Raw genomic sequence first — 13,879 nt, forward strand, 5'->3', positions numbered from 1 at the left:
TAATTTATTCTTGAACTGTGCCCCTATGGGGCAGAGACTCGGATTCGGGATAATTTGCAGCGGGGCAAGACCATGGCCAAAGACGACACATCCGGCATCTGGAAATCGGGGCGTGGCAAGGGGCGGCATATGCCCAAGGGCCGCCAACTGGATGACACCGCCTGGAACGAGGTTCGGGCGCTGATCGCCCCCGACCGGCTGTCCCGCGACCTGCTGATTGAAAACCTGCATATCCTGCAAGATGCCTATGGCCATCTGTCCGCCGCCCATCTGCGCGCACTGGCCGAAGAAATGCGCATCAGTCAGGCCGAGGTTTACGAGGTCGCCAGTTTCTATGCCCATTTTGATGTGGTGAAAGAGGGCGAGACCCCGCCGCCTGCTTTAACCATACGGGTTTGCGACAGCCTGTCCTGTGAAATGGCGGGAGCGGCGCAATTGAAGGCGGCTTTGGAAAGCGGGCTGGAGGCTGACAAGGTGCGGGTGGTTCGCGCGCCCTGCATGGGCCGCTGTGACACCGCGCCGGTGGTGGAACTGGGGCATAACCATATTGATCACGCAACCGCCGGGGCGATTCAGGCGGCGATTGCGGCGGGGGATACCCATGCGCATATCCCTGATTATCAGGGGCTGGCCGACTACAGGACGGATGGCGGGTACGTTGAATTGCAGCGCCTGCGTGAAAGCGGCGACTGGGAGCAGGTGCAGGAGAAAATCCTGTCCTCCGGCCTGCGCGGGCTTGGCGGGGCAGGGTTTCCATCCGGCACCAAATGGGGTTTCGTGCGGGGCAACGTTGGCCCGCGTTATCTGGCTGTGAACGGGGACGAGGGCGAGCCGGGCACCTTCAAGGATCGCTACTATCTGGAACGCACCCCGCATCTTATGTTGGAGGGGATGCTGATCGCCGCATGGGCGGTTCAGGCCGAACGTTGCTATATCTACATGCGTGACGAATATCCGGCGGTTCTGGAGATATTGCGGCGTGAAATCAAGGCACTGGAATCCGAAGCTATAGTTCCAAAAGGCTATATCGAGCTGCGCCGAGGTGCCGGCGCCTATATCTGCGGCGAGGAAAGCGCGATGATCGAGAGCATCGAGGGCAAGCGCGGTTTGCCCCGCCACCGCCCGCCGTTCGTGGCCGAAGTAGGCCTGTTTGGTCGCCCCACGCTGGTGCATAACGTCGAAACCCTGCACTGGGTGGCGCGGGTGTGTCGCGAGGGACCGCAGGTGCTGAACTCGGTTGAAAAGAACGGCCGCAAGGGGTTGCGAAGCTATTCGGTGTCGGGGCGGGTGAAACAGCCCGGTGTGCATCTGCTACCGGCCGGATCGACCATCACCGATATTGTCTCGGCGGCAGGTGGGATGCAAAACGGCCACAGCTTTATGGCCTATCAGCCGGGCGGACCATCTTCGGGCCTGCTGCCCGCCAGCATGGACGACATCCCGCTGGATTTCGACACATTGCAACCGCATGGCACCTTCATCGGCTCGGCCGCTGTGGTGGTCCTGTCCGATCAGGACAGCGCGCGCGCCGCCGCCCTGAACATGCTGCGGTTTTTCGAGGATGAAAGCTGCGGCCAATGCACCCCATGTCGGGTGGGCTGTGAAAAAGCGGTGAAACTGATGCAGGCCGATCACTGGGATATGCCTTTGCTGGAAGAACTGTGCCAGACGATGGAGGATGCCAGCATCTGCGGGCTGGGGCAGGCGGCCCCGAACGCGATCCGGTTGACCATGAAACACTTCAAAGGCGAGGTAGAGTGATGGCCAAGGAAATCCGTTTCATTCTGGATGGCAAAGAGGCCATCGCGCACGAAGGCGAAACCATCTGGGAAGTCGCCAACAGGCGCGGGTTGAAAATCCCGCATCTGTGCCACAAACCGGCCAAAGGCTACCGCCCCGACGGCAATTGCCGCGCCTGTATGGTGGAAATCGAGGGCGAGCGCACATTGGCCGCGTCTTGCATCCGCACCCCTGTTGAAGGAATGAAGGTCACTACCAATTCCGCCCGTGCCAAAACGGCCCGCAAGATGGTGGTGGAACTGCTGCTGGCCGATCAGCCCGAACTGGACAAGGCGCATGACAAATCCGCCCATCTGTGGGATGTGGCCGCGCAAACCGGCGTGACGGACAGCCGTTTTCCGGCGATTGATTCTGCCCGCGTACCGCTGCTAGATAACAGTCATGTGGCGATGCGGGTCAATCTGGACGCCTGTATCCAATGCGGGTTGTGCGTGCGCGCCTGTCGCGAGGTGCAGGTGAATGATGTGATCGGCATGGCCGGCCGCGGGCATGATGCTTACCCTGTCTTCGACATGGATGATCCGATGGGCGCCAGCACCTGCGTGGCCTGTGGCGAATGTGTGCAGGCGTGCCCCACGGGTGCCCTGATGCCTGCCACTGTGCTGGATGAAACAGGGCAGGGCGACAGCGCTGATTTTGACAGTGAAGTTGCCTCTGTCTGCCCCTTCTGCGGCGTTGGCTGTCAGATTTCGCTTAAAATCAAAGACGGCAAGGTGAAATATGTCGAGGGGCTGGATGGCCCCGCCAACGAGGGGCGCCTGTGCGTCAAGGGCCGCTTTGGCTTTGACTATATCCATCATGCGCACCGTTTAACGAAACCTCTGATCCGGCGCGCGGATGCGCCCACCAAGGGGCTGAACGTTGACCCCGCCAACCCGCTGACCCATTTCCGCGAGGCCACCTGGGACGAGGCGCTGGATTTTGCCGCCAAAGGGCTGTCTGATCTGGGCGGCACCAAGGTGGCCGGTTTCGGCTCGGCCAAATGCACCAACGAAGAGGCGTATTTGTTCCAGAAACTGATCCGGCAGGGGTTCGGCCACAACAACGTCGATCACTGCACGCGGTTGTGTCATGCCTCAAGCGTTGCCGCGCTGATGGAAAATGTCGGATCGGGCGCGGTGACGGCCACCTTTAACGAAATAAACAACTCGGATGTGGCGATTGTGATTGGGTGTAACCCGACCGAAAACCACCCCGTCGCCGCCACCTATTTCAAACAGTTCACCAAACGCGGCGGCAAGCTGATCGTGCTGGATCCGCGCGGGCAGGCGCTGAAACGTCACGCCACCCATATGCTGCAATTCCGGCCCGGTGCGGATGTATCGCTGCTGAATGCGATGATGCATGTGATCGTGGACGAGGGGCTTCAGGACGACGCCTATATCGCCAGATACACTGAAAACTGGCAGGCGGAAAAGGATCATCTGGCCGATTTTACGCCGGAAAAGATGGCCGATATCTGTGGCATCGCGGCTGATGACATCCGCGCCGCCGCCCGCACCTTTGCGGCAGGCAAGGCGGGGATGATTTTCTGGGGTATGGGGGTGTCGCAACACATCCACGGCACCGATAATTCGCGCTGTCTGATCAGCCTTGCCCTGATGACTGGTAACGTTGGCAAACCCGGCGCGGGGTTGCACCCGTTACGCGGGCAAAACAACGTGCAGGGGGCGTCCGATGCGGGGCTGATCCCGATGTTCATGCCGGATTATCAATCCGTGACCGATGATGGCGTGCGCAGCGCCTTTACCGAGGTCTGGAAATCGGGCGATTTCAGCGCCGAGAAGGGGCTGACCGTCACCGAAATTCTGGATGCGGTTCACGCGGGGCAGATCAATGGCATGTATATTCTGGGTGAAAATCCGGCCATGTCGGACCCCGATGTGACCCACGCACGCCAAGCCTTGGCCAAACTTGACCACCTTGTGGTACAGGACATCTTCCTGACAGAAACCGCCAGTTATGCCGATGTGATCCTGCCCGCCAGCGCGTTTGCGGAAAAGGACGGCACCGTCACCAATACCAACCGCCAGGTGCAGATGGGCCGCGCAGCCCTTGACCCGCCGGGGGATGCGCGCGCTGATTGGTGGATCGAGGTCGAACTGGCCAAGCGACTGGGGCTGGGCTGGAATTATACCCACCCGCGCGAAGTCTTCGCGGAAATGGCGCTGAATATGAAAAGTCTGGACAACATCACATGGGAGCGGCTGGAATCTGAAGGGGCGGTGACCTATCCGTCCTTGTCTCCCGAGGATCCCGGACAGGCCATTGTGTTTGGCGATGGCTTCCCGCGGACCGACAAACGCGCCTTGTTCACCCCCGCCAATGTGATTGCACCGGACGAGGCGCCGGATGCGGATTATCCGATGATCCTGACCACGGGGCGGCAACTGGAACACTGGCACACAGGGTCAATGACGCGCCGCGCGACCGTGCTGGATACGCTGGAACCCGAAGCCAACTGCTCGCTTCACCCGCGCACTTTACGTGAACTGGGGGTGGAACCTGGCGAAATGATCCGCCTGACCACCCGGCGCGGCTCGGTTGAAATCATGGCCCGCGCTGACAGGTCTGTGGCGACCGATATGGTGTTCCTGCCGTTTGCCTATGTCGAGGCAGCGGCCAACATCCTGACCAATCCGGCCCTGGACCCTTACGGCAAAATCCCCGAGTTCAAGTTTGCCGCGGTCAAAGTGGAAAAAGCAGGCGCATGATCCTAGTGTTATGGGGCTATCGCCCGTTCTCGCAGGCTTAGAATCTCTTATTCCTTCGGCTCAAATCGCAGCGCGACCCCGTTCATGCAATAGCGCAACCCCGTCGGCTGTGGCCCGTCTGGAAACACATGCCCTAAATGCGCCTCGCAAGTGGCGCAATGCACCTCGGTGCGGCGCATGAACAGCTTGCTGTCCTCGGATTCACCCACCGCCCCGTCGATTGGCGCATAGAAACTGGGCCAGCCGCTGCCGGACTCATATTTTGTGGACTGCTCGAACAGGAGCGCTCCACAGCAAACACAATGGAATACACCGGCCCCCTTCGGGAAATCCTCATGGCTTCCGGCCCGTTCGGTTCCATGCTTGCGCGTCACCTTATAGGCAAGGTCGGAGAGCTGTTCGCGCCATTGGGCATCGGTTTTGCTGATTTTCGCCATGTTTTCCCCTGTTCTTTCGCGACTACCTTGCCCATATTCAGGCAGACGTGATGAAAAGCAAGAGCCATCACAAGAGGTTGAACATGGACATCCTGAATCGCGGCCGCTATCGCGCCAGCCGCGCGCAAACACCGGACGAGGTTTCGCAGGCCCAACGCCTGCGCGCGCTGGCGTTTGCGGGGGATGCAGACGGGCAGGATGCGGACGGGTTTGACGAATGTTGCGACCATATTCTGGTGCGCGATCAGGACAGCGGCGCGCTGGTGGCCTGTTACCGCCTAATGCTGCTGCCTGACGGGGCGACGATTGACCAAAGCTATTCCGCGCAATTCTATGACCTATCCGCGTTAAAACCGTTCAAATCCCCGATGCTGGAACTGGGCCGGTTCTGCACCCGCCCTGATCACCATGACCCCGAGATTGTCCGTGTCGCCTGGGGGGCGATGACGCGGATCGTGGACGGGCAGGGGGTGGGGATGCTGTTTGGCTGCTCGTCCTTCGCCGGCACCGATGCGAATAGCCACAGAGATGCCTTTGCCCTGCTGCGTGCCCGCCATCAGGCTCCGGCCCCGTGGCGCATTGGTGTCAAAGCTGCCGAAGTGGTGCCGCTGCCTGACGACCCCGTCCCAGCCGACGCCATCCGCCACATCCCGCCCTTGTTGCGCACCTATCTGGCGATGGGGGGCTGGGTATCGGACCACGCGGTGATTGACCGGCAAATGGATACCCTGCATGTGTTTACAGGTGTTGAAATCAGTGCCATCCCCGAAGCCCGCAAACGTCTGTTGCGCGCGGTGGCGGGATAACAGCCATTGACCTTTTTATGCCCACCGCATAGCCAACCCACATGGCAAGAGCACCTTTATTACAACTGACAGATATATCGTTAACCTTTGGCGGGGATCCGGTGTTTTCCGGCCTGTCGCTGGTCGTGCAACCCGGGGACCGCGTGGCGCTGGTCGGGCGCAATGGCTCGGGCAAATCCACCCTGATGAAGGTGATGGCCGGTCTGGTCGAAGCCGACAGCGGCGCGGTGGTCACATCGCCCGGTGTCAAGGTCGGCTATATGGAGCAAGACCCTGATTTTGCAGGGTTTACCACGCTTGGCGACTATGCCTCCAGCGGGTTGATGGAAGGCGAGGATTATCTGGTCGAACGGGTGGCCGAGGGGCTGAAGTTCGATCCTGCCGGTGCTGTTTCCACCGCCTCGGGCGGCGAGCGACGTCGCGCGGCTTTGGCCAAACTGCTGGCCGAGGCACCCGAATTGATGCTGCTGGACGAGCCGACAAACCATCTGGATATTCAGGCCATTGGCTGGCTTGAGGATTATCTGAAAACCACCCGAACCGCTTATGTTCTGATCTCGCATGACCGCGCATTTTTGAATGCATTAACCCGCGCAACCCTTTGGATTGACAGGGGAATGGTGCGCCGCCAAGAAAAGGGTTTCGCCGAATTCGAAGCCTGGCGCGACAAGATGTGGGAAGAAGAGGACGACGCCCGTCACAAGCTGAACCGCAAGATCAAGGCCGAGGCCCGTTGGGCGGTTGAGGGTATTTCGGCGCGGCGCAAACGCAATCAGGGCCGCGTGCGCGCCTTGCAGGAATTGCGCGCAACTCGGTCGGCCCAGATCAAACGCCAAGGCACAGCGGAAATGGTGCTTGAGGCGGGGCAGAAATCCGGCAAAAAGGTGATCGAGGCGATTGATATTTCCAAGAAATATGACGGAAAAACAATCGTTTCCAATTTCTCCCTGAAAATCCAGCGCGGTGATTGCATCGGTTTTGTTGGTCCCAACGGGGTGGGCAAAACCACGCTGCTGAACATGCTGATTGGCCGCCTTGAACCGGATAGCGGCACGGTGTCGCTTGGCACCAATCTGGACATCGCCCTGTTTGACCAGAACCGCGCGCAACTGGACCCTGATGTCAGCCTGTGGGAATCCATGACCGGTGATATGGACCTGCGCGTTTCGGGCAAGGCCGATCAGGTGATGGTGCGGGGCAATCCGCGCCATGTGGTCGGATACTTGAAGGATTTCCTGTTTGACGAGGCCCAGATGCGCGCCCCGGTTCGTTCGCTTTCGGGTGGGGAAAAGGCGCGGTTGCTGCTGGCGAAAATCATGGCGCGGGAAAGCAATCTGCTGGTGCTGGATGAACCCACCAACGATCTGGATGTGGAAACGCTTGATCTGTTGCAGGAACTGCTAACCGATTATAAAGGCACGGTTTTACTAGTCAGCCACGATCGCGATTTTCTGGACCGCGTGGTGCGCACCACCATCGCGATGGAGGGCGACGGTAAGGCCACAGTTTATGCCGGTGGCTGGTCGGATTACCAATCACAGCGCGGGGCAATGGCTGGCGATGGCAAGCCGGACAAGAAGAAAAAGCAATCCAGAACCAAACCGGCGGAAAAGCCCGCCGAAACCGGATTGTCCTTTGTCGAACAGCACCGGCTGGAGGAATTGCCAGCGGTGATCGAACGGCTGGAGGCCGAGATCAACAAACTGGCCGATTTCCTGTCGGACCCCGATATGTTCACTAAGGAACCGGTGAAATTCCAGAAGGGCACCGATGCGTTGGTGGAACGTCAGGCGATGCTGGATGCGGCCGAGGAAGAATGGATGATGCTTGAGGAAAAGGCGGCAGGGCAGGAATAGCCCACCCCTGTCCCGGACTTGATCCGGGACCTGCGACAAAGCCCCCCGCCAAGGCTTCTAACGCATCCTCAGCGCCCCGTCGATGCGGATCACTTCGCCGTTCAGATAGTCGTTTTCAATGATGAATTTTACCAGCGAAGCATATTCCGCAGGCTTGCCCAACCGCTTTGGAAAGGTCACATCCACAGCCAGCCCGTCGATGATTTCCGGCCCCAGCCCCTCCAGCATCGGCGTCAGGAATATCCCCGGGGCAATCGCCATCACGCGGATGCCGTTTCGGGCCAGATCGCGGGCCACCGGCAGCGACAGCCCCGCGATGCCTGCTTTGGACGCGGCATAGGATGCTTGGCCCATCTGCCCGTCAAAGGCCGCAATAGATGCGGTGTTGACGATCACACCGCGCGCGCCGTCCGCATCCGTTTCATTGTTCGACATTTCCGCAGCCGCCAGTCGCAGCACATTGAAGGTGCCCACCAGATTGATGTCGATCGTGCGCTTGAAGCTGTCCAGCCGGTGCGGCCCGTCACGGCCCATGGTTTTCTCGCCGCTGGCGATGCCCGCACAATTCACACAGGCGTTGACCTTGCCCATATGCGCCACGGCGGTCTTGATGCCTGCCGCCACACTGTCCTCGTCCGTCACATTCACCTCGGCAAAACCCGCGCCGATTTCACCGGCCACAGCCGCGCCACGTTCGGCGTCACGGTCCAAGATCACCACTTGGGCACCTGCACTTCGCAAGCTGCGTGCGGTCGCTTCACCAAGGCCCGAGGCCCCGCCGGTGATGATGGCTGCTGTCTGGTCGATCTGCATGGGGGCCTCCGGTTAAATGAACGTGCGTTCAGATAACCGAGGCCAAAGCCGTATGTCTAGTAAAACTATGTGGTCGCTTGGCGATTGCGGCTGCCAACAAAGGTTATCAGGGGCATCAATAGAAAAACCGTCCATTGGGGCATTGGCCACAGGCTACCCAACTGGATCAGCCCGTAACCCATAAACAGAGCCGCAAGGCCAATCTGCCAGACAGCAATAAATACCTCTAATGCCGGATTGTGGTGGGTTGCTAGATAGGCAAGCGCAATCGCCGACGTTGCCAGCATCAGCGTAATCCCGTGCCAGACCACGCTGGACAAGGCACGCACGGTGTCTGGCAAACCAGTGGCCGTAACCACATCTATTACTTCCGGACCGCCACCAAAAACATGGGCAATCAAGGTGACAAACATCAGGGCCGAGGCCGCTGCAATCCATTTATTCATACCGTTCTCCTGATTCCATACGGTGACGTATGGATAGCAGAGCGATGCACGCAATACAATACGCCTCCGTATGGAATTAGAGGTGGATATTGAACCGCGCCCTGATTTGGGCGTCCAGCACGGGATCCAGCATTGCCCGGCTGGGTTGCGCCAAAATTTCCTGTTTGCGGCGGATCGCGGCGGGGATCAACTCGGGACGGCCCTGTTCCTCCCATTCCTTGGGCGAAGCGCGGCTGGCAAGGGCGGGATACAGATATTCAGTCTGCATCAGCGATAGCGTCTGTTCATGCCCCAGATAATGCTGCGGCCCGCCAATGCAAACCGATCGCATGGCGTCCAGTGCCAGCGTGTCCTCGCTAACCTCGATTCCGCGCAAACAGCGCAGGGCCTGTCCGATCAGGTCATCCCCGAGGATCAGGCTCTCGTGGCAAAAGCCCAGCAAAGAGGCGTGCATACCTGCGGCCTCGTAAACCATATTCAGGCCGGAAAGGCCCGCCATGACGTTGGATATTCCTTGCTCCCATCCGGCCTGCATGTCGGGCAGTTTGGCGTCAGCAATGCCCGCCGGGGCAGCGCCGGGCAGGCCATAGAAATGGTGCATCTGCGCACATGCGGCGGTCAGCAACGCCTGCTCACCCGACCCACCCGACATCGCGCCGGTGCGCAGATCCGACACAAACGGCCAAGTGCCAAAGATCGCCGGATAGCCGGGGGAAATGGCGTTGACATAAACCACACCGGCCAGACATTCGGCCACGGCTTGCATCACCGCACCGGCCAAAGACGCGGGCGCGGTGGCGCCGGCCTGACCTGCGGACAACAGTAATACCGGAAATCCGGCCTCGATACAGCGTTCCATCACCAGACAGGCATCGGTTGCAAACCGCATTGGCGGCACAACGAAACAACTGGAAATCGACACGAAAGGCCGCGCACGCCACGCGGCCTCGCCGCCCGCTATCATGTGCAACAACTTAACCCCGTCGGCCACGAAACCCGGTTCGAAAAACGAGGTGCCGACGTGTTTTGTGGTTCCCGTGACCGTGGCGTAAACGGTGTTCAGATCCATTTCGCAATTGTCGACAATATCGCGAGCCACCATCGGGCGCTGCACGAAATGGATGTTGTCCAGAACATCGGCAATGCGGGCGGCATCGTGCAAATCCTGCACGGTGCTGTCGCGGTAATCATGGCTTAGAACGTCAACCATATGAACGGCCGCCCCGGCCGTGCCATAATAAACATTGTTCCCGCCGATCTGCATATCATGCTTTGGATCACGGCCGCACAGGGTGATGGTTTTGGCGGCTTTGGCCAGCATGTCCTCGACCAAAGCGCGCGGAAACCGCAAGCGCCCATCATCGCCAAGGATCGCACCTGCGCCCACCATCACATCAATGCCGCTTTGCGGGGCGTCGGCCAGTCCGATCTGTTCCAGCGCATCCAGCGCGGCAAGGTGGATGCGTTCCACCTCGGACGGGGAAAGGGGGGTATAATGCCCGCCTTCCATACCGGGACGCACGGGGCGCATGTTCTGCTCAAGCGGGGCGGTACGGCTGGCAACGCGGGCAGCGCGACCACCGGTTCGGCGGGTTGGTTTGCTGGTCATATCCGGGCTTTCTGGTTGTGAATGAATTTAGGGTGAAAGCCCTTCAGGGACGCCCCCGCGCCGCCCGCCCACGGCGCGCCCCTATGACCCGTGTAACCAGTGTTATTTTCCAGCGCATCCTGTTCATCCCCCCAGTTTTGAAGGGCAAAGCACCGCTGTCTTGTCTATTTGCGCCACTTTGTCGCTTTCAGGCTACCAGCGCCCCGAAGCGCCACCCCCTGATGATGAACCACCGCCAAAGCCGCCACTGGAAGACGTCGAGGACGAGGAGCGGCGCGGGATAATATAGGTGTCGGTTTTGTAATAATCGCAATAGTCGCAGGTTGTGGTGCTTTTGCCTTGGCCCGATGTCGTGCTGGTTGCGGAAAACAGGGTTTCGCGTTTGCGGCGCAATCCGTTTCTGCCGCAATTGGGGCATTTTCGAAACCTGATTAGCAGATCGCCAATCTTGCGTCGTATGGCAAACAGCACAAAGCCGATCATCGCGGTGAAAATGGCAATGCGTCCTGTGGATTTTGCAGAAACTTCGGAGTCCGCCGGTTCCGGTCGCCCCTGGGCAAAGGGCAGGGCAATGCGGCGGATGATTTCAGTGGTGCCGCGTTCGATCCCCTGGGCGTATTTGTCATTACGAAACGAGGGCAGGAAATAATTCTCGATGGTTTCTTTTGCCGCGCGGTTAAACCCGCTGCCATAGCCGCTGCCCAGTTCCACCCGCATTTCGCGATCATCACGGATCACAAGGATCAGAATGCCGTCATTGCGTTCAGAATTGCCAATGCCCCATTCGTTGAACAATCCTGTGGCGAAATATTCCAGACTGGGGCTGTCGCCATAGGTTTTACGGCTGCCGATGGTCAGCACGGTGGCCTCGACATCATGGTCTTGGCGCAATGCCGTCAATTGATCCGTCAGACGCTTTTCGGTCTGCTCGTCAATGATATTGGCGTAATCGTTCACATAGACCGAGTCAAAATACGGATAGTTTTGGGCATATGTGAATGTTGGTAATAAAATGTATAGAAATGCTAAAATACGGGCCATTCGGGCCTCCTAGGTCAGGTCCTTTAATACTGTGGGGATCATCATCACATCTTCACGGGTGCAGTCAAACTGGCCGACCTGCACGCGGATCACGAATTGCCCCTTGTGGCGGGTCTGGGTCAGGTAGATGCGGCCGTCATCATTGATGCGGGACAAAAGGGCTTCGGTTTCGGTGTCACTGTTCTTAAAGCGGAAGGTGAACAGCGAAAAGGACCGCGGGCTGGTAATTTCGAACCCCGTCAATTTCCCAATAATTTCAAGGCACTCCTGTGACCAGTTGATGTGGTTTCGGATGCGGCTGCGCAACCCCTCCAGCCCATAGGCGCGCAGGGTGAACCACAGTTTCAGCGCGCGGAAACGCCGGCCCAGCGGCACGGTCCATTCGTTGTAATTGGTGATTTCATCCTGCCCCAGCGTGTTCAGATACTCCGGCCGCAGGCCCAGCGTGTTGATTTGCGGTGCAGGATCGCGCAGGAACTGCACGGCGCAGTCAAACTGTGCGCCCAGCCATTTATGCGGGTTGAAAACCACGCTGTCAGCGCCTTCAACCCCGTCCCACAGGGGGCGGAATTCGGGGCAGATCATGGCGGAACCGGCCCAGGCGGCATCCACATGGGTATAGAGGTTATGCGCTTTGGCCACGGCAATCGTGGCGCGGATATCGTCACAGGCCCCGATCGAGGTGCCGCCGGTGCAGGCGATCACTCCGGCAGGCAGGAAGCCCGCGTCCAGATCGGCGTGGATGGCGGCGTCCAGCGCATCCGTATCCATCGCGAAATTGTCGGTGGTGGGGATTTTCACCAGATTGTCCTGCCCGATACCGGCAATCCGCGCGCCCTTGTCGATGCTGGAATGGGTTTCGCCCGAGGCATAGAGGCGCAGACGGGGCAGGGCGGACAGACCGGCTGTGTTGCCTTGCCAGTCCAGCGCCCGTTCGCGCATGGTCAGAATGGCGGACAGGGTGGCGGTGGTGGCGCTGTCGTGGATGGTGCCGGTAAAGCTGTCCGGCAGGCCCATGGCATCGCGCAGCCAGTTGATCATCACCGCTTCGATTTCATTGGCGGCCGGTGCGGTTTGCCACAGCATCGCTTGCCCCGCAATCGCGTTGGCCAGCTGTTCCGCCAGCATCGAGGCCGGCGAGGCATTGGCGGGGAAATAGGCAAAGAACCGCGGGTGCTGCCAGTGGGTGGTCGCGCCGGGGACGATGGATTCAAAATCGGCAAATATCCGTTCCATCGGCTCGGCCTGCTCGGGCGCCTGTGCGGGAAGTTTGGCGGCTACATCGCCGGGGGTCAGTTGCGGGCGCACGGGTTGTTCGCGCAGGGATTTGTGATAGTCCCGCGCCCAGTCGGCTGCGCGTTTGGACCAGTGGTTTAATTCATCATGATTCATGGCTGCGATAGGGCCATGCGGGCGCGGGTTTGGCAAGCCCTTATGACTTGTTCCACCACCGCCGTTTATAGGCCGATATCCGCGCCGCCCGCGCACGGCGTGAAGCGGTGGATTTACGATAGCTCCAGATGAAACCTCCCCCCAGGATCAACATGATCAGCGCCCCGGCCCCCCAGGTATAGTAAAGCGGGGTGGTCGTTTCGGTTGTCCGGTCTGCGGGGGGGAGCTTGGTTATTGATTTATCGGCCTGATTTTCGGGTAACGCCTTCATCAGGGCCTTTAACGCGTAGATATGGGCGTTCTTTGCATCGAATTTGCGCAGCAGGGGAAGGGCGGCCAATTTTATGGCCTTTCTGATCCGGTGCTGGCGTTCCGGTGTGTAGGCATTGCCGAAAACCACCCTGAACTGCGGAGTATCAGCGTCATAGACCAGCAGTATACTGTCAGGGATTGCAGGCAGGCCGAGGTCGCGGAAAACGTCTAGCGCGTAGAATGTAAATCCGCGCGGGTTGGTGGATATTTGTGTTTTATTTGCGGTTGCAATCCAGATCGGCGGGGTGGGGTGATCTGACTGTATTGCCCGCAAGGCCTGAACTGTGTCCGCTGGCAACATGCCGGCGTTATCTTGCACTACAAGGCCTGTGGCGGTCGGGCTATCTGCATGTAATTCGCCGGAATCGGGTGGGTATCCTGTGAAAAGGATTGAAAATGCCAGCAGGAATATTTGAAATATCGGTTTCATTGCAAAAGGCTATAGCAATGCTGTTGGGGATTTTCTACGCTATTTGGCAGATTTAGCCGGAAACTATGTAGACTTCCGGGCGGGTTTGCCGAATATGGCAAGAGATCGCCGTTTTTACCCTCTTTACACAAGGCATCAAGTTTTGTCCGGTTTTCCCCTTGCAGCCATGTCGCAAATAAAACATAAACCGTCGTTATTCCCCTTGGAAAACAAGGTGGGTAAA

Annotated in this window: 11 protein-coding genes; 4 read left to right on the forward strand and 7 right to left on the reverse strand. The window is 59.1% G+C overall.

Annotation, left to right across the window (positions count from 1 at the left end; translation table 11 throughout):
- The first annotated feature begins 72 nt into the window (after window positions 1-72).
- Window positions 73-1,761, forward strand: coding sequence for an NAD(P)H-dependent oxidoreductase subunit E (locus tag BAR1_RS07210; RefSeq protein ID WP_118942392.1), 1,689 nt, complete (start codon window positions 73-75; stop codon window positions 1,759-1,761).
- The gene (gene fdhF, locus BAR1_RS07215) at window positions 1,761-4,514 is read left to right on the forward strand and encodes a formate dehydrogenase subunit alpha (RefSeq protein ID WP_118942393.1); all 2,754 of its coding nucleotides are present in this window, start codon (window positions 1,761-1,763) and stop codon (window positions 4,512-4,514) included. Before BAR1_RS07210 ends, fdhF begins: the two co-directional genes overlap by 1 nt.
- Window positions 4,515-4,561: 47 nt before the next feature.
- Here fdhF and msrB read toward each other — a convergent pair whose 3' ends face one another.
- Window positions 4,562-4,951, reverse strand: coding sequence for a peptide-methionine (R)-S-oxide reductase MsrB (gene msrB / locus BAR1_RS07220; RefSeq protein ID WP_118942394.1), 390 nt, complete (start codon window positions 4,949-4,951; stop codon window positions 4,562-4,564).
- An 83-nt stretch (window positions 4,952-5,034) separates the two neighbouring features.
- Between msrB and BAR1_RS07225 the strand changes: the two genes are divergently transcribed.
- Window positions 5,035-5,757, forward strand: coding sequence for a GNAT family N-acetyltransferase (locus BAR1_RS07225; RefSeq protein ID WP_118942395.1), 723 nt, complete (start codon window positions 5,035-5,037; stop codon window positions 5,755-5,757).
- Between the two features lie 41 nt (window positions 5,758-5,798).
- Window positions 5,799-7,613 carry an ABC-F family ATP-binding cassette domain-containing protein gene (locus BAR1_RS07230; protein ID WP_118942396.1) on the forward strand — a complete coding sequence of 605 codons (1,815 nt, stop codon included), beginning with the start codon at window positions 5,799-5,801 and terminating at the stop codon, window positions 7,611-7,613.
- 57 nt (window positions 7,614-7,670) lie between these two features.
- On the opposite strand, the gene BAR1_RS07235 is transcribed toward BAR1_RS07230, so the two are convergent.
- The 6 genes from BAR1_RS07235 to BAR1_RS07260 all read right to left on the reverse strand — a co-directional run bounded on the left by BAR1_RS07235 (window position 7,671) and on the right by BAR1_RS07260 (window position 13,527).
- Entirely contained in the window at window positions 7,671-8,426 is a 756-nt protein-coding gene (locus BAR1_RS07235) for an SDR family NAD(P)-dependent oxidoreductase (RefSeq protein ID WP_118942397.1), read from the reverse strand.
- Window positions 8,427-8,491: 65 nt separating this feature from the next.
- Window positions 8,492-8,872 carry a hypothetical protein gene (locus BAR1_RS07240; RefSeq protein WP_118942398.1) on the reverse strand — a complete coding sequence of 127 codons (381 nt, stop codon included), beginning with the start codon at window positions 8,870-8,872 and terminating at the stop codon, window positions 8,492-8,494.
- A 76-nt stretch (window positions 8,873-8,948) separates the two neighbouring features.
- A complete protein-coding gene (locus BAR1_RS07245; RefSeq protein ID WP_118942399.1) occupies window positions 8,949-10,481 on the reverse strand; it encodes a trimethylamine methyltransferase family protein in 1,533 nt (510 codons plus the stop codon).
- A 192-nt stretch (window positions 10,482-10,673) separates the two neighbouring features.
- Window positions 10,674-11,522, reverse strand: coding sequence for a TPM domain-containing protein (locus BAR1_RS07250; RefSeq protein ID WP_118942400.1), 849 nt, complete (start codon window positions 11,520-11,522; stop codon window positions 10,674-10,676).
- Between the two features lie 9 nt (window positions 11,523-11,531).
- Entirely contained in the window at window positions 11,532-12,914 is a 1,383-nt protein-coding gene (locus BAR1_RS07255; RefSeq protein ID WP_118942401.1) for a pyridoxal phosphate-dependent decarboxylase family protein, read from the reverse strand.
- A gap of 40 nt (window positions 12,915-12,954) precedes the next feature.
- Window positions 12,955-13,527 (reverse strand): hypothetical protein, encoded by a 573-nt coding sequence (locus tag BAR1_RS07260; protein ID WP_162891694.1) that lies wholly within the window; start codon window positions 13,525-13,527, stop codon window positions 12,955-12,957.
- Window positions 13,528-13,879 lie beyond the last annotated feature (352 nt).

Origin of the sequence: Profundibacter amoris (genome assembly GCF_003544895.1) — a bacterium.
GTDB classification, from domain to species: domain Bacteria; phylum Pseudomonadota; class Alphaproteobacteria; order Rhodobacterales; family Rhodobacteraceae; genus Profundibacter; species Profundibacter amoris.

Excerpts from the sequence above, each read along its gene's own strand:
- BAR1_RS07210 (WP_118942392.1), top strand. The coding sequence starts at position 73 with ATGGCCAAAGACGACACATCCGGCATCTGGAAATCGGGGCGTGGCAAG.
- fdhF (WP_118942393.1), top strand. The coding sequence starts at position 1,761 with ATGGCCAAGGAAATCCGTTTCATTCTGGATGGCAAAGAGGCCATCGCG.
- msrB (WP_118942394.1), bottom strand. The coding sequence starts at position 4,951 with ATGGCGAAAATCAGCAAAACCGATGCCCAATGGCGCGAACAGCTCTCC.
- BAR1_RS07225 (WP_118942395.1), top strand. The coding sequence starts at position 5,035 with ATGGACATCCTGAATCGCGGCCGCTATCGCGCCAGCCGCGCGCAAACA.
- BAR1_RS07230 (WP_118942396.1), top strand. The coding sequence starts at position 5,799 with ATGGCAAGAGCACCTTTATTACAACTGACAGATATATCGTTAACCTTT.
- BAR1_RS07235 (WP_118942397.1), bottom strand. The coding sequence starts at position 8,426 with ATGCAGATCGACCAGACAGCAGCCATCATCACCGGCGGGGCCTCGGGC.
- BAR1_RS07240 (WP_118942398.1), bottom strand. The coding sequence starts at position 8,872 with ATGAATAAATGGATTGCAGCGGCCTCGGCCCTGATGTTTGTCACCTTG.
- BAR1_RS07245 (WP_118942399.1), bottom strand. The coding sequence starts at position 10,481 with ATGACCAGCAAACCAACCCGCCGAACCGGTGGTCGCGCTGCCCGCGTT.
- BAR1_RS07250 (WP_118942400.1), bottom strand. The coding sequence starts at position 11,522 with ATGGCCCGTATTTTAGCATTTCTATACATTTTATTACCAACATTCACA.
- BAR1_RS07255 (WP_118942401.1), bottom strand. The coding sequence starts at position 12,914 with ATGAATCATGATGAATTAAACCACTGGTCCAAACGCGCAGCCGACTGG.
- BAR1_RS07260 (WP_162891694.1), bottom strand. The coding sequence starts at position 13,527 with ATGTTGCCAGCGGACACAGTTCAGGCCTTGCGGGCAATACAGTCAGAT.